This is a genomic window from Wolbachia endosymbiont (group B) of Ablattaria laevigata (genome assembly GCF_964277395.1).
GTDB lineage: Bacteria > Pseudomonadota > Alphaproteobacteria > Rickettsiales > Anaplasmataceae > Wolbachia.
The window spans coordinates 25,657-49,321 of record NZ_OZ195519.1; the positions used below are offsets into that span (position 1 = coordinate 25,657).

At 35.0% G+C, this 23,665-nt stretch carries 18 protein-coding genes and 2 tRNA genes; 11 read left to right on the forward strand and 9 right to left on the reverse strand.

Features of this window, described 5'->3' with window-relative positions; all coding sequences use genetic code 11:
• Window positions 1-6: 6 nt before the first annotated feature.
• The 3 genes from infC to nuoI form a co-directional block, all read right to left on the reverse strand.
• Window positions 7-525 (reverse strand): translation initiation factor IF-3, encoded by a 519-nt coding sequence (gene infC, locus ACICP1_RS00165; RefSeq protein ID WP_010404127.1) that lies wholly within the window; start codon window positions 523-525, stop codon window positions 7-9.
• An 11-nt stretch (window positions 526-536) separates the two neighbouring features.
• Window positions 537-2,438 carry a threonine--tRNA ligase gene (gene thrS / locus ACICP1_RS00170; protein WP_264704515.1) on the reverse strand — a complete coding sequence of 634 codons (1,902 nt, stop codon included), beginning with the start codon at window positions 2,436-2,438 and terminating at the stop codon, window positions 537-539.
• Window positions 2,439-2,623: 185 nt separating this feature from the next.
• The gene (gene nuoI, locus ACICP1_RS00175) at window positions 2,624-3,106 is read right to left on the reverse strand and encodes an NADH-quinone oxidoreductase subunit NuoI (RefSeq protein WP_395460860.1); all 483 of its coding nucleotides are present in this window, start codon (window positions 3,104-3,106) and stop codon (window positions 2,624-2,626) included.
• Between the two features lie 131 nt (window positions 3,107-3,237).
• Here nuoI and mnmE point away from each other — a divergent pair, with 131 nt between their 5' ends.
• The 3 genes from mnmE to ACICP1_RS00190 all read left to right on the forward strand — a co-directional run bounded on the left by mnmE (window position 3,238) and on the right by ACICP1_RS00190 (window position 5,874).
• Window positions 3,238-4,566 carry a tRNA uridine-5-carboxymethylaminomethyl(34) synthesis GTPase MnmE gene (mnmE, locus tag ACICP1_RS00180; RefSeq protein ID WP_264376016.1) on the forward strand — a complete coding sequence of 443 codons (1,329 nt, stop codon included), beginning with the start codon at window positions 3,238-3,240 and terminating at the stop codon, window positions 4,564-4,566.
• A 47-nt stretch (window positions 4,567-4,613) separates the two neighbouring features.
• Window positions 4,614-4,701 (forward strand) — tRNA-Ser (locus ACICP1_RS00185).
• A 168-nt stretch (window positions 4,702-4,869) separates the two neighbouring features.
• Window positions 4,870-5,874, forward strand: a complete 1,005-nt coding sequence (locus ACICP1_RS00190) for an NAD(P)/FAD-dependent oxidoreductase (protein ID WP_265041907.1) — start codon at window positions 4,870-4,872, stop codon at window positions 5,872-5,874.
• A gap of 681 nt (window positions 5,875-6,555) precedes the next feature.
• On the opposite strand, the gene ACICP1_RS00195 is transcribed toward ACICP1_RS00190, so the two are convergent.
• Window positions 6,556-6,909 carry a TrbC/VirB2 family protein gene (locus ACICP1_RS00195; RefSeq protein WP_395460861.1) on the reverse strand — a complete coding sequence of 118 codons (354 nt, stop codon included), beginning with the start codon at window positions 6,907-6,909 and terminating at the stop codon, window positions 6,556-6,558.
• Between the two features lie 128 nt (window positions 6,910-7,037).
• On the opposite strand from ACICP1_RS00195, the gene ACICP1_RS00200 reads away from it, so the two are divergent.
• From ACICP1_RS00200 to ACICP1_RS00215, 4 genes are all read left to right on the forward strand, one after another.
• Entirely contained in the window at window positions 7,038-7,853 is an 816-nt protein-coding gene (locus ACICP1_RS00200) for a YihY/virulence factor BrkB family protein (protein ID WP_264682477.1), read from the forward strand.
• Between the two features lie 10 nt (window positions 7,854-7,863).
• Window positions 7,864-8,604 (forward strand): SDR family NAD(P)-dependent oxidoreductase, encoded by a 741-nt coding sequence (locus ACICP1_RS00205; RefSeq protein WP_265041910.1) that lies wholly within the window; start codon window positions 7,864-7,866, stop codon window positions 8,602-8,604.
• Window positions 8,605-9,033: 429 nt separating this feature from the next.
• Window positions 9,034-12,321, forward strand: coding sequence for a carbamoyl-phosphate synthase large subunit (gene carB / locus ACICP1_RS00210; RefSeq protein ID WP_264686883.1), 3,288 nt, complete (start codon window positions 9,034-9,036; stop codon window positions 12,319-12,321).
• Window positions 12,322-12,592: 271 nt separating this feature from the next.
• Window positions 12,593-12,940: a diacylglycerol kinase gene (locus ACICP1_RS00215; RefSeq protein WP_064085518.1), complete on the forward strand. Its 348-nt coding sequence runs from the start codon at window positions 12,593-12,595 to the stop codon at window positions 12,938-12,940.
• Between the two features lie 6 nt (window positions 12,941-12,946).
• On the opposite strand, the gene ACICP1_RS00220 is transcribed toward ACICP1_RS00215, so the two are convergent.
• The 4 genes from ACICP1_RS00220 to ACICP1_RS00235 form a co-directional block, all read right to left on the reverse strand.
• A complete protein-coding gene (locus tag ACICP1_RS00220; RefSeq protein ID WP_395460862.1) occupies window positions 12,947-13,900 on the reverse strand; it encodes an RluA family pseudouridine synthase in 954 nt (317 codons plus the stop codon).
• The gene (locus tag ACICP1_RS00225) at window positions 13,900-15,708 is read right to left on the reverse strand and encodes a coiled-coil domain-containing protein (protein WP_395460863.1); all 1,809 of its coding nucleotides are present in this window, start codon (window positions 15,706-15,708) and stop codon (window positions 13,900-13,902) included. Before ACICP1_RS00225 ends, ACICP1_RS00220 begins: the two co-directional genes overlap by 1 nt.
• A gap of 19 nt (window positions 15,709-15,727) precedes the next feature.
• Window positions 15,728-17,065, reverse strand: a complete 1,338-nt coding sequence (locus tag ACICP1_RS00230; RefSeq protein ID WP_395460864.1) for an IS110 family transposase — start codon at window positions 17,063-17,065, stop codon at window positions 15,728-15,730.
• A 304-nt stretch (window positions 17,066-17,369) separates the two neighbouring features.
• Window positions 17,370-19,394: a ComEC/Rec2 family competence protein gene (locus tag ACICP1_RS00235; RefSeq protein ID WP_395460865.1), complete on the reverse strand. Its 2,025-nt coding sequence runs from the start codon at window positions 19,392-19,394 to the stop codon at window positions 17,370-17,372.
• A gap of 96 nt (window positions 19,395-19,490) precedes the next feature.
• On the opposite strand from ACICP1_RS00235, the gene ACICP1_RS00240 reads away from it, so the two are divergent.
• Both ACICP1_RS00240 and ACICP1_RS00245 read left to right on the forward strand, forming a co-directional pair.
• Window positions 19,491-19,567 (forward strand) — tRNA-Met (locus ACICP1_RS00240).
• A gap of 364 nt (window positions 19,568-19,931) precedes the next feature.
• Complete coding sequence (locus ACICP1_RS00245) at window positions 19,932-20,612, forward strand: hypothetical protein (RefSeq protein ID WP_265041969.1); 681 nt, start codon at window positions 19,932-19,934, stop codon at window positions 20,610-20,612.
• A gap of 25 nt (window positions 20,613-20,637) precedes the next feature.
• On the opposite strand, the gene tmk is transcribed toward ACICP1_RS00245, so the two are convergent.
• Complete coding sequence (gene tmk / locus ACICP1_RS00250) at window positions 20,638-21,231, reverse strand: dTMP kinase (protein WP_010403811.1); 594 nt, start codon at window positions 21,229-21,231, stop codon at window positions 20,638-20,640.
• A 102-nt stretch (window positions 21,232-21,333) separates the two neighbouring features.
• Here tmk and ACICP1_RS00255 point away from each other — a divergent pair, with 102 nt between their 5' ends.
• The gene (locus ACICP1_RS00255; protein WP_064085908.1) at window positions 21,334-21,906 is read left to right on the forward strand and encodes a thioredoxin family protein; all 573 of its coding nucleotides are present in this window, start codon (window positions 21,334-21,336) and stop codon (window positions 21,904-21,906) included.
• Between the two features lie 5 nt (window positions 21,907-21,911).
• On the forward strand, window positions 21,912-23,630 hold the full coding sequence (locus ACICP1_RS00260) for a monovalent cation:proton antiporter-2 (CPA2) family protein (RefSeq protein WP_010403808.1): 1,719 nt from the start codon (window positions 21,912-21,914) through the stop codon (window positions 23,628-23,630).
• The last annotated feature ends 35 nt before the right edge of the window (window positions 23,631-23,665 follow it).

The following is a 23,665-nucleotide window of genomic DNA, read 5'->3' on the forward strand; positions in this document are numbered from 1 at the left end:
GTTTTACTACTTAGCAACCAGAGTTAGAAAATATTGATTTCCTTCCCTTTTAGGCGCTAGCTCTACCTTTGCAATATCTTCAGTATCTCGAATTAGCCGTTCTAATTTTTCCACTCCAACCTCAGTATTTATAAGCTCTCTACCTCTAAATTTCATTGTGCACTTGATTTTATGCCCAGATATAAGAAAATCTCTTGTTTGACGCAATTTTGTTTCATAGTCATGATTATCAATATTGGGGCCCAGCTTAATTTCCTTTATAGTTAATGCTCTTTGTTTCTTTTTTGCCTCGCTTGCCTTCTTTTTTGCATCATATTTTTGTTTACTGTAGTCGAGTATTTTACATACTGGAGGAGTTGAATCAGGTGCAATTTCTACCAAGTCTAAATTGACACCTTGTGCAACTTCCAAAGCTTGTCTTAATGGCACAATTCCAACCATTTCACCATTATGATCAACTAAGCGTACTTCCTTAGCTGTGATGAATTCATTAATTTTGTTTTTATTATTCTTTTGAACTTGCAAGTTTTTCTCCCTTAACTCAAATTAATACTTTTTAAAAGCAATTCAGTAGCCTTTTCCAAAGGAAAAGACTCTTGTTCTTCTGACCCTAAATTTCTCACTGACACAGTTCTATTGATGATCTCATTTTTACCTATAACCCATAATATAGGTACCTTATTTGAACTATGCAAGCGTATCTTATAACTAATTTTTTCATTGGTCAAATCGGTCTTAATTCTAACACCTTGTTCTTTTAAAATATTGCTGATTTCAGTAGCATAACCATCAGCTTCATTTATAATGGTCAGAATAGCAAGTTGCGTTGGAGCAAGCCAAATTGGAAATTTTCCTGCATAATTTTCTATCAAAATCCCAATAAAACGTTCAAAAGTTCCAAGAATTGCTCTATGTAGCATAACAGGGTGGTGCTTTTGTCCGTCTGCTCCTATATAAAAAGCTCCAAGCCGCTCCGGTAAAATAAAATCAACTTGCAACGTTCCACATTGCCAATTTCTACCTATTGCATCTTTCAAAACAAACTCTAACTTTGGACCATAAAATGCACCTTCACCAGGATTAAGTTCATAACTAAGCCCTGCTTCTTTAACTGCTTCAAGCAGTGCTCTTTCAGCTCTATCCCACACTTCATCATTACCTGATCTAGTATCTGGACGGTCTGAAAATTTCACAGAAATTTCATTGAACCCAAGTTCTGAATATACTTCTTTTAAAAGGTCACAAAACTTTACAGTTTCAGAATTCACTTGTTTTTCCATACAAAAAATATGTGCATCGTCTTGCGTAAAACCACGCACTCGCATCATTCCATGCAATGAGCCTGAGCTTTCATTTCTATGGCATGTGCCAAACTCTGCCATACGTATCGGTAAATCACGATAGCTTCTGGTGTGAGAATTAAAAATCTGCACATGACAAGGGCAATTCATGGGTTTTATTGCTAGCTTTTTACTTTCAGATTCATCAATAATGAACATATTTTCACGAAACTTATCCCAATGTCCCGATTTTTCCCACAGCTCTTTGCTTACTAAAATAGGTGTTTTTACCTCAAAGTAGCCATTGTTCATTAACTTTTTTCTGATGTAAGACTCAAGAACATTATATAAAGTATATCCCTGTTCATGCCAAAAAATCTGCCCAACAGCTTCCTCTTGAATGTGAAATAAGTCCATATCCTTAGCAATTTTGCGGTGGTCGCGTTTTTCTGCTTCCTCCAGACGTTTAAGATAAGTATTTAATTCATCCTTATTTCTCCACGCGGTGCCATATATTCTTTGCAACATTGGGCCCTTAGAATCGCCACGCCAGTATGCACCTGCTACTTTCATAAGTTTAAACGCTTTAACTCTGCCAGTTGATGGTGAGTGCGGACCACGACATAGGTCTACAAAGTTGCCTTGTTTATAAACAGTTAGGTTTTCGTTTTCTGGTATTGATGAGACAATATCAACCTTGTATCTTTCACCTATATCACTAAAGAAATCAATTGCCTGCTTACGAGTCCAAACTTCTCGGACGAATCTGTGGTTACTTTTTATAATTTCCTTCATTTTTTTTTCTATTGCAGTAAGATCGTCCGTGGTAAAGGCACGATCTGTAGCAAAATCATAGTAGAAACCATCTTGAATTGTTGGCCCGATAGTAATCTGAGTATTAGGAAAGAGCTCTTTTACTGCCTGCGCCATTATATGAGCAGCATCATGCCTTATTATATCTAAACCCGCTTCGTCACTCAGTTGTATTACCTCTATCTCTGTATCAGATTCAATTTCACGTGAGAGATCATACAACTCACCATTTACCTTAAAGGCAATTGCTTCTCTCAAAGCATCCGGTTGTAATATATCAAAGCCAGTGACTCTACCACTGTATTCTTTTACTTTTTGTTCGGATAAAAAGGTAACTTTTATCATTCATTAGACCTTTTGTCATCCCAGTGCTTGACACTGGGATCCATGTTTCTTTCTTTTCTAGATTCCAGCGTCACGCGCTGGAATGACACCAAAAGGTGAGCTACTGATCTTTCAGTTAAATAACAGTTGTACAAGAGATCTATTACATACTTGCTGTAAGAAATTTTAATTGTTGACATACCTAGTTAATAATACGGCCTGTTCTTTTTTAACCTGAGTGCAATTGCTTCTTCCCAAACTTCACCATTACGCAATAGCTTTTCTTTATTGTACATTAGCTCCTCTCTTGTTTCAGTAGCAAATTCAAAGTTAGGACCCTCCACAATTGCGTCAACTGGACATGCTTCTTGGCAAAGTCCGCAATATATGCATTTTGTCATGTCAATATCATAGCGTGTGGTGCGGCGACTACCGTCTTCTCTTTCCTCTGCTTCAATAACTATTGATTGAGCAGGGCAGATAACTTCGCATAACTTACAAGCTATGCATCGTTCTTCACCGTTTGGATACCTACGCAACGCATGCTCACCACGAAACCTTGGACTTAACGGGCCCTTCTCCATAGGATATCTCAAAGTAACCTTTGGCTTAAACATATATTTTAATGTAATAACAAACCCTTTAATTAACTCTACAAAAGACCAGTACCAAGCTAATTTCTTGAGCATAAAATATTTAAAACTTGTGTCAGCCATTATAAATCATATTATCAGTTTTCAAAATAAATATTTTCACCTGGGTGACTTTTTAGGTATTTTGGTTTCTTAAGTGTAATATTGCTAAGTAGTTTATATCAATAATGACAAACACAAATGAAACTATTTTCGCTTTATCGACCGTATTTGGTAAGTCAGGAGTTGCAGTAGTCAGAATTTCAGGCAACTACGCGCTTAAAGCTTTAAATCATTTTCATATTAAGAAAGAAATTAAACCAAGATTTGCTACTTTAGTTGATCTATATGATGATTCCAGTCAATTGATAGATAATGGAATAATCATCTATTTCCCTGCTCCAAACAGTTTCACTGGCGAGGATGTTATAGAGTTACAAGTGCATGGAAGCAAGGCCGTCATAAAAATCATCTTGGAGGAATTATCAAAAATTTTCGTTATGGCCAGGCCTGGAGAATTCTCACTTAGGGCTTTTCTAAATGGTAAATTTGACTTAACGCAAATAGAAGGGATTGCAGACTTAATTGATGCTGAGACGAAAATGCAAGCTAAACAAGCGATTAAGCAGATATCAGGAGAATTGGAGAGACTATACAGCAATTGGAGGCAAAGATTAATAACGATACAATCCAAAATCGAAGCATATATAGACTTTCCAGAGAACATTTGGGCAGAAAAAAGTGAATTGGAAAAAATTAATAATGAAGTGCAATCTCTCGTGCAGTTGATACAAGAGCATTTAAATGATAATAGACGGGGCGAAAGGTTGCGTGAGGGTTTACATATTGTAATAACTGGTGAACCAAATGTCGGTAAATCAACTCTGTTTAATTTCTTAGCCAAGCGTGATATTGCTATTGTTTCTGAATATGCAGGCACAACAAGAGATATACTTGAAGCTCATATTGACATTGGTGGATACCCAATCATTCTCTCTGATACTGCTGGAATTCGTGAGAGTTCAGATCCAATAGAATCAGAAGGTATAAGTCGAGCGAAAAAAAGGTCTTTTGAAGCTGATTTAAGAATAGAACTATTTCCTTTTGAACAGCGTCATAATATCAATTGCAACGTTGTAAATAGCGATACTATTTATGTATTGAGCAAAGCTGACGATGTTATCAATAATCACAATATAAAAATTAATGGCATAGATCTTTTACCCATTTCTATTCTAAAGGGAATAGGTACAAACAAATTGATCTCTCTCATAAAAGAGAAGGCAAAGGAAAAATTTGGGCATGATAGAGATACTCCTGTGATTACTCGGCAAAGACATAGGAATCACATGCAGAAAGCACTGGAACATTTACAGCGTTTTAATATCTATAATCCAATTGAGTTGATATCTGAAGACTTGAGGCTTGCTGCATTTGAACTTGGTGCAGTAATTGGAATTATTAATGTTGAGGAAATATTGGATAGTGTGTTTAGTAGCTTTTGTGTAGGCAAGTAAGATTTTTATAGATTGCTTGAAATTAAATATTGTGGTAAAAAAGAGGTGGACGGATGGCCGAGCGGTTTAAGGCACCAGTCTTGAAAACTGACGTACGTGATGAGCGTACCATGGGTTCGAATCCCATTCCGTCCGCACAGCATCTCGCTATGATAGCTGATTTTTAGAGCTTATTTGGACTATGTGGTTCATAACGCTGGAAATCTTATCTAATCTAGCCACATCTTTTAAAAATACATCCCTTTGTAAATTGACCTTGTTAGCAAAGAAAGCTAATATCTATAAATAGATCACCATCTGAATATGGAAACCGATATCGTAATAATAGGTGCAGGGCCTGTTGGAATATTCACTGCTTTTCAAGCGGGAATGCTTGATATGAGATGTCATGTAATAGATGTTTTGGATCAAGCAGGAGGACAATGCACAGCTCTTTACTCAGAAAAGCCAATATATGATATACCTGGTTATCCTGTAATTACTGCCCAAAAATTAATTGAGCGACTAATGGAGCAAGCTTCACCGTTTGAGCCTGTTTACCATTTAAGTCAAAAAGTGGAAAAGATTTCAAATAACGAAGGTGAAAACTTTACTATCATAACGAACATAGGTACAGAGGTAAAATGCAAAGCCGTTATCATTGCTGCAGGTAACGGAATGTTTGAACCTAACCGTCCACCCTTAAGTGGTATATTAGAATATGAAAATAAATCTGTATTTTATAATGTAAATAAAATTTCTGATTTTCAGGACAAAACTATAGTCATTGCAGGGGGGGGGGATTCTGCGGCTGATTGGACTGTAGAACTTTCTAAAGTTGCAAAGAAAATTTATGTGATACATAGGAGAAAGGAATTTCGCTGCACTCCTGAAACTAGAAATAAATTAGAATCACTTGAAAATAATGGAAAGATAGAACTGGTAGTGCCATATCAATTACACGAACTAGCAGGAGGTAATGGGCAGTTGAGCGCAGTGATAGTAAAAAACATTGCCTCTAAGGAAGAAAAAGAAATATCCACTGATTTTCTGCTGCCATTTTTTGGATTGTCAATGAATCTTTGGCCAATAAACAGTTGGGGTATAGAGTTAGAACATGGCCGCATAACTGTCGACCCAGCTACACTTAGAACCAGTAGAGATAGAATATATGCAATCGGAGATATAGCTACTTATCCAGGCAAACTAAAATTGATACTAAATGGCTTTGCTGAGAGCGCCATGGCTTGTTATCACATATACAAAGTAATTCACAATTCTCCAGTTAATTTTCAATATTCAACTTCAAAGGGAATTCATCGAAATTAAAGAGTAAAGAGATCCATGAACCTGCATGCAGTTATCTCAAGCATAAGGGAATACAAACGAAAAAGATTACTTTACAAATTCCCCCAACTCCCTTGCCATGATAATAAGAGTATTTATCCTTATTTTTGACCTGCAGGCTCAATCAAAAAATCAGTAAAAAACTCAAATATTTATTGGCAAATTACATAAAAATTATAGCGGCTTTTTAAATTTTTTCTACATTCAGCCAAATCACGCTTGTTAGCACATTATCAATTTAAATTATTAAAACTCGTTACACGGGGACTTTTTTGCTTTTTTTTGCTTGGTAAATTTTTTAATATTTGTAGCTAAAGTAATTTTCGAGAGGTGTTATGTAAGTAGCTGACACACAGCTGTACGAGCATTCATTTTTGAAAGTAAATTGCGTAGCAAATGGTGTCATCCGAGTAGCTGACGCTGGGATCCATCTCTTAATACAGCCTCATCAAAAATGTTGTGTTTTAACATAAAATTAACTGCTTCTATGCTCATAAACTTAATATCTAATCAAATTTCCTGGATCCCAGTGTTAAGCACTGGGATGACAAGGGAGGGATTACTCGAATAACACCTTTATGGTGGCTTAAGTCACAAGTTCGTGCAATGATGGTGCTTCTTTAAGAAGCACCATTTGCTAATGTTTTGAAGCTTTAATGCTTATTATGCGCATGTATTTGTTGTTGGATTCCATGTTTTACCATCAGGGCAAGCAGTTGCACCATCTTTACAAATCACACCACCTGGTACTATTTTTGAAACAACTACAGGTGCACCAAAAAACACAGCAGTAAATGCACCAAGTGCAAAGAGCGCCGGCCACGGCATTCTGCCAAATATCGCAAGCAAAGCTGCACCTATTATCACTATTGTAATCATAGGCCCACCTATACCGTGAGTATAGCCTACTATTTTGCATATTGTATTGGTTGTTGCATCATCAGTAACAGTAGCAGCAAAAACATTATCAAATGCAAAGGAAAGAATTAAAGCTACAAGTAGAAGAAAATTTTTCATTATGCCTCCGTATTTAACGCTGGATTATCTATCATTTTGATTAAATTTAAGTAAACGGTGAGGATTTTTTGCTTAAAAGTATGCTTTATTTCATTTAGAATACTTTTCTTAGTTTATTTATATTACAAGTGCTACAGAAATTTTATAGTATCGTTTATTGCCTTTATCGTGCTTTAATTGACACAATTTATAATGATGGAGTGGAGCATGCAGGGTATCTATCATTTTTAATCCTGTTATCAATATTTCCTTTTCTTATTGTTTTAATAGCCATGGCATCAACGTTCGCAAATTTCTTAGATCAATACAATGTCGGCTGGGCATTTATTATTGATAACATGCCACAGGATATTTTATCATCTTTGATGCCACGTATTAGGGAGATAATATCAGGCCCTCCGCAAAGCTTATTAACCTTGGCAATTGTAGGCGCTGTTTGGACTGCCTCATCGACAATTGAAGGATTTAGAACGATATTGAATAAGGCCTATAAAGTTCCGGTTTCATCGCCTTATATATGGAGAAGGGTGCTCAGTATATTACAATTTTTAGTAATTACGCTTGTTACAACTCTGACTATAGTATTTTTTACATTAGTGCCAATGTTAATTGATTTTTCTTACCAAGGGCTAAGTTATACTAGATATTTACTTATTGAGTTTGTGCTTTTTACTATAGTATCTTGGCTATATTTCACATTGCCAAACATAAAACAAAACTTATCAGACGTATTTCCCGGATCTTGTGTGGCTGTTATTCTTTGGACGATCTCTGCTTCAGCTTTCAAGCAATATTTAAAAGCTTCCTTTGACCAACTGAATTTGATATATGGAAGCTTAGGTGGTGTGGTAGTATCGTTACTATTTTTTTATGTGCTAAGTTTAATTTTTATATATGGAGCAAAATTTAATTTTCAGCTAAAATATTTCAATAGATCTTGCTAAGGAGAAAGAAATGGGTGACTTAGAAGGTAAAATAGCTTTAATTACCGGAGCTTCAGGTGGAATAGGTTCTTCTGTTGCAAAAAGATTTGTAAAAGAAGGTGCATGTGTAATTCTGATTTCCAGATCTCTTGATAATCTCAAGCCATTGTATAACGAAATTGAAGAGCTTAAAGAAGGCTCTGTGAAACTAATTCAGCTTGATCTTTTAGACTTTGAAAACGTAGAAAAACTGGCAAATATGATAGAAAGCCCAAAATTATCAGAATCTGGAACACTTGATATACTGATTACATGCACTGAAATTTTAGGTAAGTTGAGCTCTGTTCATGATTGTGAGCTTGAAGATCTACAGAACGTAATGAATACAAATTTTACTGCCAGTTGGTACTTGCTAAAAAATTTGGGTCCAATACTAAAAAAGTCTAATGCTGGAAGAGCGATATTCATGACCTCAGAGATAACACTTTCTCCTTCCTCTTATCCATATTGGGTACCATATGCTGCAAGTAAGGCTGCACTAGAAGTAATGGTGAAGATATATGCATCTGAGACAAAGCATACGAACTTATGCATAAATGCCGTGTATTCGGAAGAGCCTATCGATAGTGAGATGTATAAGCAAGCATTTTCGGGAAAAGATATATCTGAATTAGTATCGCCTGAGAAGTTAACAAATAAATTCGTAGAGTTGGCTTCTGATGACTGCAGTATATCAGGACAAATCTTGCCACTTAGCAAATCTACCGAGTAAATTACCATAGTATCTGCAAAGATACCGTTAAGCCCACAACTGTATGAACATTGTGATTTGAGTCCACTAGGAAGGATGTCATCCCAGTGCCTCTATGGTGTCATTCCAGTCTGGAATCTAGTCTTTATTGTGCGGCCACTTATTTAAAGTTAAGTTTTCTGGATCCCAGACTGGGATGACACCTCTGGGCACTGCCGTCATAAAGGAACCAGTGTCAGCTACTTGAATGACATCATTTGCTGTGCAATTTACCTTCAAAAATGAATGTTTGTACAGCTGTGTGTCAAGCACTGGAATCTGCCACGCAAATTGCAATGTTCGTACAGTTATGCGTCAAGCCTAAAAGTAGTTAGCTAATAGGTTTAATAAAAATTCACATATACAGGAAAGATTGGTAACATTACTTGAATAGAGATCGTTATTGTAATTATGCCAAAACGCACAGATATAGAATCTATATTAGTAATAGGAGCAGGCCCAATAGTTATAGGTCAGGCATGCGAGTTTGATTATTCTGGAACGCAAAGCTGTAAAGTATTAAAAAGTGAAGGTTATAAAGTCATTTTGGTTAACTCCAACCCCGCAACTATAATGACAGATCCTGAATTCTCTGATGCAACTTATATTGAGCCGGTACTACCTGAAATCATAGAAAAAATTATAATTAAGGAGAGGCCAGACGCAATATTACCAACAATGGGAGGGCAAACAGCACTTAATTGTGCAATAAAACTTGCAGATGATGGAGTGTTAGACAAATACAACGTAGAATTAATAGGGGTAAATAGAGAAGCAATAAAAAAAGCGGAAGATAGAGAATTATTTCGCCAATCCATGGATAAAATAGGGCTAAAATACCCCAAAAGTATCATTATAAAAAATCAAGAACAAATAAAAAAGGCTTTGGATTACATTGGATTACCAGCAATCATCCGTTCATCATTCACTCTTGGTGGCGCAGGTAGTGGCATAGCATACAATAAAGAGGAGTTTTTCAATATCACAGAAAGTGCTCTAAAAATTTCACCAATAAATGAAGTTCAGATAGATGAATCAATTATCGGCTGGAAGGAATATGAAATGGAAGTTATCCGTGACTGCAAGGATAACTGTATAATAGTGTGTTCAATAGAAAATGTTGATCCAATGGGAGTGCACACCGGAGATAGTATCACAGTTGCTCCTGCTTTGACTCTGCGTGATGCTGAATATCAACAAATGAGAAATGCATCTATAGCAGTGCTGAGGGAAATTGATGTTAGTGCCGGTGGTGCAAATGTTCAGTTTGCAGTGAATCCTAAAGAAGATGGAAGCCTCGTTGTAATTGAAATGAATCCAAGGGTTTCTCGCTCTTCTGCACTTGCCTCAAAAGCAACAGGCTATCCTATTGCAAAAGTTGTCACTAAACTTGCTATTGGCTATTCGCTCGATGAAATACGTAACGACTGTGCTCCAATAATACCAGCAGCATTCGAACCAGTGATTGATTATATCGTCACTAAAATTCCTCGATTTGAGTTTGAGAAATTTAAGGGGACAAATTGTGAATTATCAACCTCCATGAAATCAGTGGGAGAAGTGATGTCAATCGGCCGTACTTTTAATGAGTCACTGCAGAAAGCTTTTCGCTCACTTGAAACAGGGCTCACGGGACTTGATGAAGTGTTTTCTGAAGACACAGATATTAAATCTCAGTTAGCAAAATTGCTGCCAAACAGATTACTGATTGCTGCTGACGCAATGCGCCACGGAATTAGCATAGAAGAAATAAATTCGATTACAGGTTATGATTTATGGTTTTTGCAAAATATACAGCAAATTATATTAGCTGAACAAAAAATCAAGGAAAACGGCCTTCCTGAAACTGCATATGAAATATTAGAGCTGAAAAAAATGGGCTTCTCAGATGCAAGGCTCGCAAAGTTAAGTAATAGACCTACCTCTGTCATCCCAGCTGGGATCCAAGAAAAAAATAGGTGGATTCCAGTGTCACGCACTGGAATGACATCAGAGCAAATTGAAGCAATGAGGAAAAAATTTGGTGTTAATCCAGTTTATAAACGTGTAGATACCTGTGCAGCTGAATTTGAATCGAGCACTGCTTATATGTATGGATGTTATGAGGGAGACATTACAAACAGGACAGAATGCGAAGCGGACATTTCTGACCGAGAAAAGGTTGTCATTTTAGGAAGTGGTCCAAATCGCATTGGTCAAGGTATTGAGTTTGATTATGCATGCGTTCATGCAGTTTCTGCCACCAAAGAAATGGGATACGAAACAATAATGATTAACTGCAATCCCGAAACCGTTTCAACTGATTATGATACCGCTGATCGTTTATATTTTGCACCACTCATTGCAGAGGATGTGCTTGAAATACTAAGTAAAGAGCAAGAAAATGGCACACTAGTTGGTGTAATAGTTCAAATAGGTGGTCAAACGCCTTTAAAATTAGCCAAAGTGCTGAACGAAAGAGGTTTTAATATCTTGGGTACATCTTTTGATTCTATTGACCTTGCAGAAGATCGCATGAGATTTAAAAATCTTGCTTTGCAACTTAATTTAAAACAACCTGAAAATTCTATCTGTCATTCAGTGGAAGAAGCGTTAATCAACGCAGAAAAGGTGGGGTTTCCATTAGTAGTGAGGCCATCCTATGTCCTTGGTGGTCAGTCTATGTCAATTTTGCATGATATTGATAGCTTCAAAGAGTACGTCCTGAATCACACTAAAATCTTTGAGCATGGTTCGCTGCTTCTTGATAAATTTTTAGTCAATGCAGTTGAGGTTGACGTTGATGCTGTATGTGATGGGGAAAGAGTTTTCATTGCAGCGGTTATGGAGCATATTGAAGAAGCTGGTATCCACTCTGGCGATTCAACATGTTCAATACCGACAAATACATTGAGTGACGAAGTAATAAAAGAGATCGAGCTCCAAACTGAGAGAATAGCATTAGCATTAAAAGTGAAAGGTCTGATAAACATTCAGTTTGCTGTTCAAGAGAGTGATGTATACATACTTGAAGTGAATTTAAGGGCTAGCCGTACAGTTCCTTTTATTTCCAAGGTAATCAATATTCCTATTGCAAAGCTTGCCACTCAGGTTATTTTGGGTAAAAAATTGAATCAGGAAAACAAGCCTTTCAATCATTTTGCAGTTAAAGCTGCTGTTTTTCCATTTACGCGTTTTTCGGGAATTGACACTTTACTTGGTCCTGAAATGAAATCAACAGGAGAAGTGATGGGAATTGACTTATCTTTCGGAGCTGCACTTGCAAAAGTGCACATGGCTGCAGGATACAAGTTACCAACAGAAGGAACAGCTCTGGTTTCAGTAAAAGATGATGATAAAGAGTATATATTGCCTGTTGTACGAATGTTGAAAGAACTGAGTTTTGAAATATATGCCACCAAAGGCACAGCTTTGCATCTGAACAATAACGGCATTGCTGCAAAAGCTGTAAATAAAGTGAGAGAAGGCAGACCCCACATAGTTGATATGCTAAAAGATGGAAAAATAAATCTAGTAATCAATACTTCAAAAGGTGTGAAATCAGTCTCAGATAGCAAAGATATCAGGAGAACTGCTATTTTGCAAAATATAGCTTATAGCACCACAGCTTCTGGGAGTAAAGCGTTAGCGCTTGCAATTCAATATGTAAAGAATAGCAAATTGGAAGTGAAATCATTACAGCAGATACAAAATATTTAAATATCAAGACTATAATAAATTATTACTTATTTCAAAATGAGGATCGTGTAAGCTAAGGAGAGAGAAATTTAATTAAAGGATTTTTGTGTCAGTATCAATATATAACTGCCTTGAGCGTTTGTTGAAAGGCTTTGTACTAATTTTCTTGATTCAAACAATATGCTAGACTTTAACTTAAAAATCTTTGTAAGTGATCACGACTGAAAGGTGTTTTCATGCATTTTTTACCTGAGTGCAATAAGTGTAATTCATTGAGTTTCCAAAATTGATAATGAAGAAAAGCATTACTCGTCTAATAAAAGCAATTCAATACTCCTGTGAAGGAATAAAATCAGCTTTTGTATCAGAAGTTGCGTTCAGACAGGAGTTACTGCTTTTTATAATATGTGTTTCAACTTTGTTTGTTTTAGATGTAAGTAATTTAGAACGTGCAGTAATGGTAAGTAGCCTATTTTTGGTGTTAATTGTAGAAATTATTAACACTGCTTTTGAAACAATAATTGAGCGTATTTCCAGTGAACAACATATACTTTCAAAAAAAGTGAAAGATCTAGGTAGTGCAGCAGTTTTTCTCTCATTAATTAACTTCTTGATAACATGGATGATAATATTGATATGAATGTTGTTAAGATATATTTTCAAATTCACCGATTAAGACTTGCATGTCTTGTGGTAAATCAGAAACAAATTCTATATATTCTTTACTTTTTGGATGATATAAGCCTAGCGTGTGAGCATGTAGTGCCTGTCTATTGAAATTACGGATAAAGTCAGAGTTTTTAGCATGTTTTTCACTTTTACTACTATTTTTTCCGTAAACTTGATCACCAACTACAGAATGTCCTATGTGGCTCATGTGTACTCGAATTTGGTGTGTTCTGCCTGTCTCTAAAGTACATTTAACCAGGCTTGCTTGCCCTATAATTTTCTTCACTGAATAATGAGTGATTGCTAATTTACCTGCTGTTTTTGTGACACACATCATTTCTTTATTACTGCGTTTTGGAGCAATATGGGTTTTTACTGTTCCTTGCAGATTAGGTAATGCTCCCCAAATTACTGCTAAGTATTCCCGTTTTATTTTACGATTTGATAGCAGTTCAGACAAGAAGCTGTGGGATTGTTCATTTTTTGCAATTACCATGAGTCCACTAGTATCTTTATCAAGCCTGTGAACAATTCCTGGTCTTGTATTTATATATGGAATTTTGCCAAGGTGAGCGATCACTGCATTCAGGAGTGTATCATTGTTTGTTCCAGCACCTGGGTGTACTGTTAATCTACTTTGTTTACTCAGAACTATAATGTCCCCATCTTCGTAGATGATATCAAGCTTTATATTATAGTTAGGTTCAATTGATGTGGATATGTCAGGTTGAACGAGATGTACTATATACTCTTCACCTGGTTTTACTATGTGGTCATTATTAATTATCGGCGTGCCAAGTAATGTTACCCGCTCATCTTGTATCAATCTTTGTGCTTTACTGCGTGATATGTTACACTTTTTAGCTATGTAAGTATCTAGCCTTAATTTTTTTTCGTCACTATTAACATTTAAGGTTATATCTATGGTCACTACCCTGCGCAAGCTACTTTGAATGCTGCATGAACATCTGGATTCACAAAATCAACTTTTGTACTAGGTTGAATTTGAAGGCCGTCTTGTTTTTTAATATGGCAAATTGTTTGAGAGCCATCTTTCCAGTAAATTATTATTTTATTATCAAAATCCCGTAGCGTTAACTCCCTCTTTTCTTCTTTTTTATCTTTTTCTTCTAGCTTAATAGACTCTAATAAATAATATAGAAAGTCACTTGCTTTACCGTTAACTTTTTTTCTCCATTCATCCATTTTTTCTTGTTCAGATAATTCTTTTTCCAATTTTGCATTTTCTTGCTCCAGCTCTTTCATCCTTTTTTTTGATTTTAATAATCTATGTTTTTCTATTGCTTTTTTCTCTTCATCTCGCTGTTTTTCAAGAGAAGTAGCAGTAATACTGCCTTCACTGCTATTAGGTTCATTTGATTGAGTCTGTTTATTCTTTAATTCTGCTAGCTCATCTTTTACTTTTTTTAGTTCTTCTTCTAATTCGTTCTTTATCTTTTCCGCTTCTTCTTTTTGTTTTTCCAATGTATCTATGAACTCACGATCATCGCTAATTGTTCTTTCTCCAGATTGAAAAAAGCCAACTAATCTGCTTGGTTCAAATCGCTCAACCTTATCTTCAGCGATTTTAATAGTATTCTCTAAACTAGAAAAAATGCTTTCAATTTTTAGTGAATTTGTTCTTTTTGCCAGCTCTTTAGCTTCGCTTAAAATGACCATCATTTCCTTACGCAACTTATCTAAATCTTTTTTGATGTCTCCTCTAATTCCTTGTAGATGAACAAGTGTTTCTTGAATTTCATCATTTGCAGGTTTTAGAAGTTTGCTATCAAGTAGATCTTTAGCTTCATCTAAGCGCTTATCAAATGAGTCAACAATTTTATCTGTAAAATTAGTCAAGTGCTTATCTAGTAATTTTATTAATCGAGATATTGGATCATTTTCTTCCTCATCTTTTGTCTTTTTTTCCATTACCGATACAAAACCACCTCTTCTGCATGGAAAGAGAATATCTAAATTATTAAATTTTTTAACAACATTATGATTATTGTTTATCTCATTGGTTTTTAGCTTGCTGAATGTTATACATATTCCAACGATAGCAATGATACTAGCCAGTACAACTGGAACCCATTCCAAAGCCTGAATATTGGCAAAGCTCAATCTATTTTGTATTAACGCACCGACTATAATTACAGCACTAATTACATATGGTATGGTAAGAAAAATGGCCTTATTTTTATTCTCTTGTATTTGATTATCTAATATTTTTTTCTGATTTTCAGAAATTGGCAAAACTATTGAAAAGTTTGCTTTTTTGGAATCTATAAGACTTAAATTTGGTTTTATCTCTATTTTCAGAGCATTTTCAGCGATTTCACTCATCTCGTTGTCTTTGCCACCTCTAATTTTATTATTTATTAATTCCTCTATCAACTTTTCTCCTTCTTTTATCTCCTGCTTATGCATATATCTCATAGCAGAAGAGGCTACAAAAGTTGTTAAAAGAATAATAGAAACCAAAGTGTAAATTGGCATGAATGTTGGGTTAAAAATATCTGTAATAAACCTTAGATCATTATGGGTTATTATTATTGCAGCTACATAAGCCAAAGAAAATTGAAGCCAAATATTTACAATCGCTATGGGTAGAGTGTTACTTACAGAATATTTCTTTGTTGCACGCCATAACCTAGGAAAAAAACCAATAGCATCATCTATTTTGGCAAAATTATGATCTACTTTAACATTGAAAGGATTTGTTGTATCTAAAGGCATAAATTTCCTCCTAAGAAACTCACTCAACTAACTCTTCTTGTTGAACTAATATGTAGCCAAATTCGCTCGCTTTTTTGATCAAATTTTTTACAATTCTATCTTTATAGCGTGTTTCATAGTATTCCATTCCTTTTTCTACATATTCCTGTCCGTATTTGAGCATACTATAAAATATGCATGCCATTTTTCTTGCAGTAGCTGTTATTGCTTTCGGTGCTCCTAGTCGTTTTTTCAATCTTCTGTAGTATGCACCCAACGCACTTTTACTCTTTCCTACAGAATGAGCAGCTATTCGCAAAGCATTTGCAGCACGGTTAATGACTTTACGTGTTCTTGTATTAAACACTTTTTCCCCTGTAACTTTATTAGCAGGACTGAGTCCCAACCACGACGAAAAGTGCTTTTCTGTTGGCCATTTGCTGTGGTTTATACCAACTTCTGAAATTATGGTTTGTATACTTAATACATCAAATCCAGGAATTTTAGTGAAATCCATACCAGTGATTCGGTGCAGTTCCTCATACAAAGCAAAGCTTGGCTTACTTTTGCTATTTTTATTCTTTTGCTTACTTAGCTGTTTGCTTTCACAAGACTTTGTTTCAAACGTTTTATAATAGGCTTCAATGTTTCTATCACATTCTGCTATTTTTTCTTGATAAATATTATATAGTTCAAATTCTTGCTTTAGCGTGAATAAGTGTTCTTCTCTATAGTCACCAGCTAACGCTTTTGCAATAGTAGACTGATCATTTTTCATTCGCACGTCCCTGAATTCTGCTAATTTTTCAGAATCTCTTTCGCCTTCAATTATAGCTTCAATGATTTTCATACCAGTTATCCCAGTAATATGACTAATAACCTTGTGTAATTGTATATTCATTTGAATTAATGCCTTCTGCATACGTAGAATATGCGTAGATGCACTTTCAGTGAGATTTCTGCGCTGCCGCACGTAACTGCGCAATACACACATCTGATTATCTGGCCTAAACGATCCATGAAGCAGTCCGTAGCTATGCAGTTGTTGGAGCCATTGGCAATCTTGAACGTCAGACTTCCTACCAGGTACATTCTTTACATGCCGTGCATTTACCAATCTTACCTCGAATTTATATGACTCAAGTATTTGAAATAAAGGAATCCAGTATACTCCTGTTGATTCCATAGCTACTGTTGTAACTTTACACTTTTTCAACCACTGTGCTAAGTTATGAAGGTCTTCAGTAAAGCAGCCAAATTTCTGAACGCGTTGTTCATCTCCTCCTTCAGGTACACACACATAGTGTACAGCTGAACCAATGTCTATTCCTGCTGCATTAGGATTCACTATTTCTAATTTACTTTTTGCTTTTTTCATGGTAACTCCTACATATAATTTGTTACAGGGAAACGCTTCAGCTTGGAACGGTTGATAGTACAATCTCCTAACCGAGGTAGTCTAAATGACTCCATCAATGATTTGACCGTTCCTTCCAAGACCATGCTTGCATACGGGCACTTAGGCACCATTGAAAATGTCGATCATAACTGCAGAGGCGCTCCCTCTACAATTATACTTGAAAATTACTAAAAACTTAAATTTGTGTGTTTCTTTCTGATTTGACAGATTTTGTCTGTTCGATGCTTGCATCCTAATTAAGTAATTATATATAAATGATACTTTAAAAACAAGTTTTTGGCTTATGCCAAGGACGATTAGAACGGACTTTGCTAACCTTTATGCCACTATTTGCTAGCCAAACAGAGTGTGTGCCATATGCCTCTAAGTCAGAGTATTTGATGATTTTAGTATTGCAAGCTGGATAGTTAAACTTGCTTAACTGAATTACTAGATCGACATTGTTACAATTTTCTAAAATATCTTCTCTTTTATGAGTTAGCAACACTGACTTATTATTTCCTTTATTATATGTACAGTCATAATCATTACATTTTAGCCTTTTGTTTGAATTACTGAATTTAGTATGATTCACAATTTGATTCTGCCCGTTTTGCTTTGCCCACGTTTTGACAACAAAATTTCTGTTTTTTCTAGTAAGGGAATATAGTAAATTGTCATCTTCTTTTACAGCAAGATTATCAGCACTGACTAGAATGTCAGGAGTTGTATACATAGCGCTAGAGAAAATACCTAGCACAATAAAGAAAATTCCAAAGAAACGCCAATTCCTTTCCCACAAGCATAACCATAATAGCCCAAGCGTTATTATAATAATTAATGAGGCAGGAAAAGTGCGAATAGGAATAACCAAATACTGAAGACTGGCAATTGCGTTTGTTATATATAAAACGCTGTCAATTGGGCGTTCCATGAGAGGCGTTATAATCCACTGAGTACCTAAAGGAATCAATAAAACATATATTATTCCAAGTGGAATAATAATGAGTGTAACTATTGGTATAGCAATCAAATTTGTGATAATGCCACTGATTGAAAAATAGTTAAAATTGTATATTGTGTACGGAACAGTTGCTAAACTTGCTATTATTGAGCTGATCATTATCGACACAAAATATTTTATTATTTTTATTTTGAATAACTTATTAGCATTGATCTGATAGCTGGCAACTAGTGCCAAAACAGCAGAAAATGACATTTGAAAACCTGGCTTTAAGATTGCTTCTGGCTCCACTATGAGTATCACCGAAGCAGCAAACGCAATTGCTATTAATCCTCGATATTTCCTTTCTATGATTATTGCAACAAGTACCAAGATCACCATGATGTAGGCACGCTGAGCAGAAATTTGCATACCGGTAATCAACAAATAAAAGGTAGTTGGCAAGATAGTAAAGAATGCAGATATTTTTTTAGTGTTATATTTAAGAGTCAAAGTTTCAGATATTGCAAATAAATTACGGAATACTATAAAAAATAGACCAGCAACAAACGATAAATGTAAACCAGATATAGCGAATAAATGTGCTATACCTGAATCTCGTATCGCATTCATAGTTTTTTGATCTATCCCGTCTTTTTTGCCAATTAATAATGCAGAGATTATGTCCGCGTGTGGCTTTTTGGTATTTTGCTGTAGGTTTTCATAGATATATTGACGGAAAGATTCTATATACTCTTGAAATTTTCTTGCTTCAGCCTTTTTGTACAGGACTATTTTGCTTGTTGCAAAGCCTGTTGCACTTATTTTCTGATAATATGCTATTCTTGCAAAATCATATGCATATTCCGAAGGCGCAATTTTTGGAGGAAAGAGTTTTGCTGATAATTTTACTTGATCCCCTATTTTAATGCCTTCTTCCGCTTTGGTTTTAACTGATATTCTGATGTTATCCAGCTTGAACTTCGTGTTTTTTATTTCATAAAGCAAAAATTGTTTATATGAGCCCCTATCGTTAATATCCTTCACTGTAGCAACAATATCTTTCACATACCTTTCCTTATCAAGAATGTGAGTATTAACTGAATCTGTTCTGAATTTGCTGGCTGTAAATCCTATGAGCACTGCAATTAAAGAAATGCATAATATTGCGTATTTCCTGTATAATATTGCAATCAGAATTAGTATAGGTGAAAGCAAGAGAAAAATAGATATAGTGAAAGCACAGCTTGGTTCAAAATTTAATGAGAAATAGGTTAAAATTCCTGCACACTGAAAAACAGGGAACCACAATATCAAGTTATATTTTTCATTGCACAGATTGTTATGTATATAATTTACTATCATGTTAAGAAAGGTTAATAGATATATAAATATATGTAATAGTGTGATTTTATTCTTTTATTTATTATTATTACGCATATAATAATAAATAAGCAACGACGCGGGATGGAGCAGCTCGGTAGCTCGTCAGGCTCATAACCTGAAGGTCGTAGGTTCAAATCCTACTCCCGCAACCATCTTTCAATTGTACAAACATCGCGATTTCTCTTATTATAATAGCAATGGTATTTCTGACTCAAAGCTTGTTTTTGACCTGTAGGCTCAATCGCAACATTCAGTAAAAAACTTAAGGTATTTATTGGTGAATTACATTAAATTATAGTGGCTGCATGTCTTTTTTATTTTTTCTACATTTAGCCAAATCACGCTTGTTAGTACATTATCAATTTAAATTATTAAAACTCGCTATTCGGGACTTCTTTTGCCTTTTTTCTATTTGGTTGGATGATTTTATAAATTAATTAAAATATTCATAATATTGATTTCTTATCACAACAATGCTATTATTAAGCTAATATTACTTTTAGTGAGGTATGAGCAATGGTTGATGTGGCTTTTATTGGCGTAAATACGGTTATTGATAACGGATACAGAAGAAAAATAAAACTCGTTATGTCAGGGTTATTTTTAGCTGTATCAGCAGCAACTGCTATCTGGTTTATCTTTCCTGGATCGCAAAATGTACTTGCTCCATTCTTGCTTCCAGCTATATTCCTTCTCTTGACTCTGTCTATGGGATATTATACGTTTCTTTTTGGTTGTGAGAAAAAATCTGTAGTAGAAAATGTTCTAGGTATGGTTGAACCTGCTGAGTCAGTTAAGAGAGTGCGTTGCCAAGACGAGATCGAATCTTTGCTAGCAAAAACAAGAGATATCACAAAAAATAAGTTTTGTAACATACTGATTAATCTTTGTTTTGAGGATCGTATCAAAGCGCACAAACTTGCTTTATATGTAAGAGAAATTGATAGCGTTGCATCCTCGATAAAAGACGAGGATCTGTTAAATCACTTTGATCAATTTTTTACCATAACTGAAGTAAGCAATAAGAATAGTAGAAATGAGCTAATTAATCGCGCAAGAATATATAGAACAATAAGTGAAAAACCTAAAAATGAAATACAAAGTTTTTTAGCTAATCAAAAAGAGAGTCTTTCGTATGAAATAACGTCACCTAAAATTGATAATTTTTTACCACAGGTTAATGCAGTAACTGTTTAGGTTAGCAAAAGTTCAATACGTATAGCTAAGTCTTTGCAATATCAATAATTTCATTGTGTACATGATTATCACTTTTTTTTTCAATTCCAGTAATAACATTACATCTATTAGATTCTTTTATAGCTATTTCTTGAAATCCTTTTCGAATTTTATGATAGAAATCAATGCTCATTTCTTCATACTTATTTTTATCCTTTGCTCTGCTGAGTCCAACTTGAACATCAATATCTAAAATAAATGTGATATCTGGATATTTAATTTCCACTAATTTGTGTAAGTCTCTTATTAGACTCAAGTCAACACCTAGTCCATACCCTTGATACGCAATAGTTGAATCGATAAATCGATCACAAATAACTGTCTTTCCCTCTTTAAGAGCTGGCAATATTAATTTTTTCATATGTTCGTGCCTCATCGAGATAAGCAGCAAGAGTTCAGAAATAGGATCAATATTATCCTTAAGTAGTAATCCTCTTATTTTTTCTGCAAAATCAGTACCACCTGGTTCTCTAGTCAATACGACATTATTTTCACCGTGAATTTGCTTGAAATAATTTGCAAGTAACTCAGACTGTGTTGTTTTACCAGAACCATCTATTCCTTCGAAGGTTATGAACATAAATTTTATAATTACAATGCTAAATGCAAGCAGTGTACATAGAAACCATTTGACATTTAAGCAATAAGATCATAAATTATGGTATACAATTCTCTATGAGCTATGGTTACGCTAGACACTCCTAAGATAGATTTAGACTTTACTGCAAAGAATTTCAATCTCCTGGGAGTGGATAACAAATATTATACATTAAGTGACTGCTATGGGGAAAATGGTCTCATTGTAATGTTTATATGCAATCACTGTCCTTACGTTCAATCAATTATTAGCAATCTAGTAAGCGATGTTAATTTGTTGAAAAAAGATTATCAGGTAAACACCGTTGCAATCATGCCAAATGATGTAAATGAGTACCCAGAAGACTCCTTTGAAAACATGATTAATTTTGCCAAGGAAAATCAGTTTACATTTCCATATTTGATTGACAACAACCAAGAAGTAGCTAAAGAGTATGGTGCTGTTTGTACCCCTGATTTTTTTGGCTTTAATTCCAAACTAGCCCTCTGCTATCGCGGGCGTTTTAACAACACAAAAAAAGAGAAAGTTCAAAATTACGAAGTAGGAAGTAGTGATTTATTTCAAGCCATGAAATTTATTGCAGAAACTAGCAATCCTCCAGTTGACCAAAAATCAAGCATTGGTTGTTCAATAAAATGGTCTAATTCTACAGGTTAAATATTATGCACAGCGGCTCTCAGCATTTGTTTGATATTATAATTTTACTCTCTGCTGCTGTGTTTATAGTCATAGCGTTTTGGAAAATGAATATTAGCCCAGTACTTGGTTACTTTGTTGCAGGTGCATTGATTGGTTCTCATGGATTTAATCTGATACATTCAGTTGAAGTAATGGATAACTTTGCAGAGTTTGGCGTAGTTTTTCTATTGTTCATTATAGGTCTTGAATTGACATTTGAACGCCTTATCGCTATGCGTAGGCATGTGTTTGGGTTTGGTTCCCTTCAAGTTATAGTTACCATGATAGCAATATGGTGCATTGCTCTTGCCTTTGGAGTAAATACAAACATGGCAGCAGTTATTGGTGGTGGACTTGCACTATCCTCAACAGCAATAGTGTTGCAGGTTCTGCAAGAAAAGGGTTCTCAAGCAAGCCAAGTTGGTAGATTGTCAATAGCAGTGCTACTAATGCAGGACTTTGCAGTGGTACCTCTAATAGTACTAGTGCCCCTGCTTACTGGCAATTCTGAACACAGCTTAATAAGCTCGTTGGCAGGCTCATTAGTGCAAGCAGCTATTGCATTGGTGTTGATATTTGTAACTGGTAGGTTATTACTGAGGCCATTGTTTTCGGTTATTGCCAAAATGGAGAGTAATGAAATCTTTATATCAACAACACTTCTGATAATATTAGGATCAGCATTTATTACTGAACAATTTCATTTATCAATGGCATTAGGCGCATTTGTTGCTGGGTTACTAGTTGCAGAAACAGAACACAGGAATTCGGTAGAACATGCAGTATTGCCATTTAAAGACTTATTTCTTGGTTTATTCTTTATGACTGTTGGCATGTCTATTGATATTGACCTTTTACTCAATAAGTTACCACTCGTTACTTTATTATCAATTATCCTTATCGTTTTAAAGACGTCCATTATATATACATTGTGTAGATTTTTTGGATTTAGAAGTGCACCTGCAATACAAGCTGGATTACTGCTTGCACAAGGCGGTGAATTTGCATTTATTTTATTCCGTTTAGCAGATGAATTAGATGTACTATCAAGTGAAATCGCTCAAGTGCTTATGATGGTAACTACAGTAACTATGGCTTTTACTCCTCTTTTATCGGGAATTGGAGACTGGATAGCAAATTCATTTAGCACTGAAAAAATAATACTAGACGATGAAGCAATCGAAACAGACACACAAGACCTTTATAATCACGTAATAGTTGCTGGGTTTGGTAGAGTGGGATATATGGTAACAAAAATGCTTACTGCAGAGCATTTAAGTTATGTTGTTGTAGATATTCAATCAAAAATAGTAAAAGAAGGAAAAAATGACAGTTTTCCTATATATCTTGGAGATGCTACAAGATATGAAATTTTAAAATCAGTAGGAATAGAAAGAGCTCAAGCTCTTGTGGTTTCGATAAAGAACGAAGTTACTATAAAGAAAATAGTTTCTCTAGTTGCAGCAAATTTTCCGCATGTAAATATTATAATACGTTTGCCAGATTTGAATAATGTGGAGGTTTATAAAGATCTAGGGGCTAGTAAAATTATTCCCGAAACATCTGAAATTGGATTGCAGCTAGGTGGAGCAGCATTAAGTTTAAGTGGAATTAGCGAAAGTGGAGTTACATCTTTAAAAGGTAAATTTAGAAAAGGCAACTACAGTATGTTAAAAGAACTTGGTAATGATAAAGATGAATAGCCCTATATCACTTTAATTAGTGACCAGAAAAAACA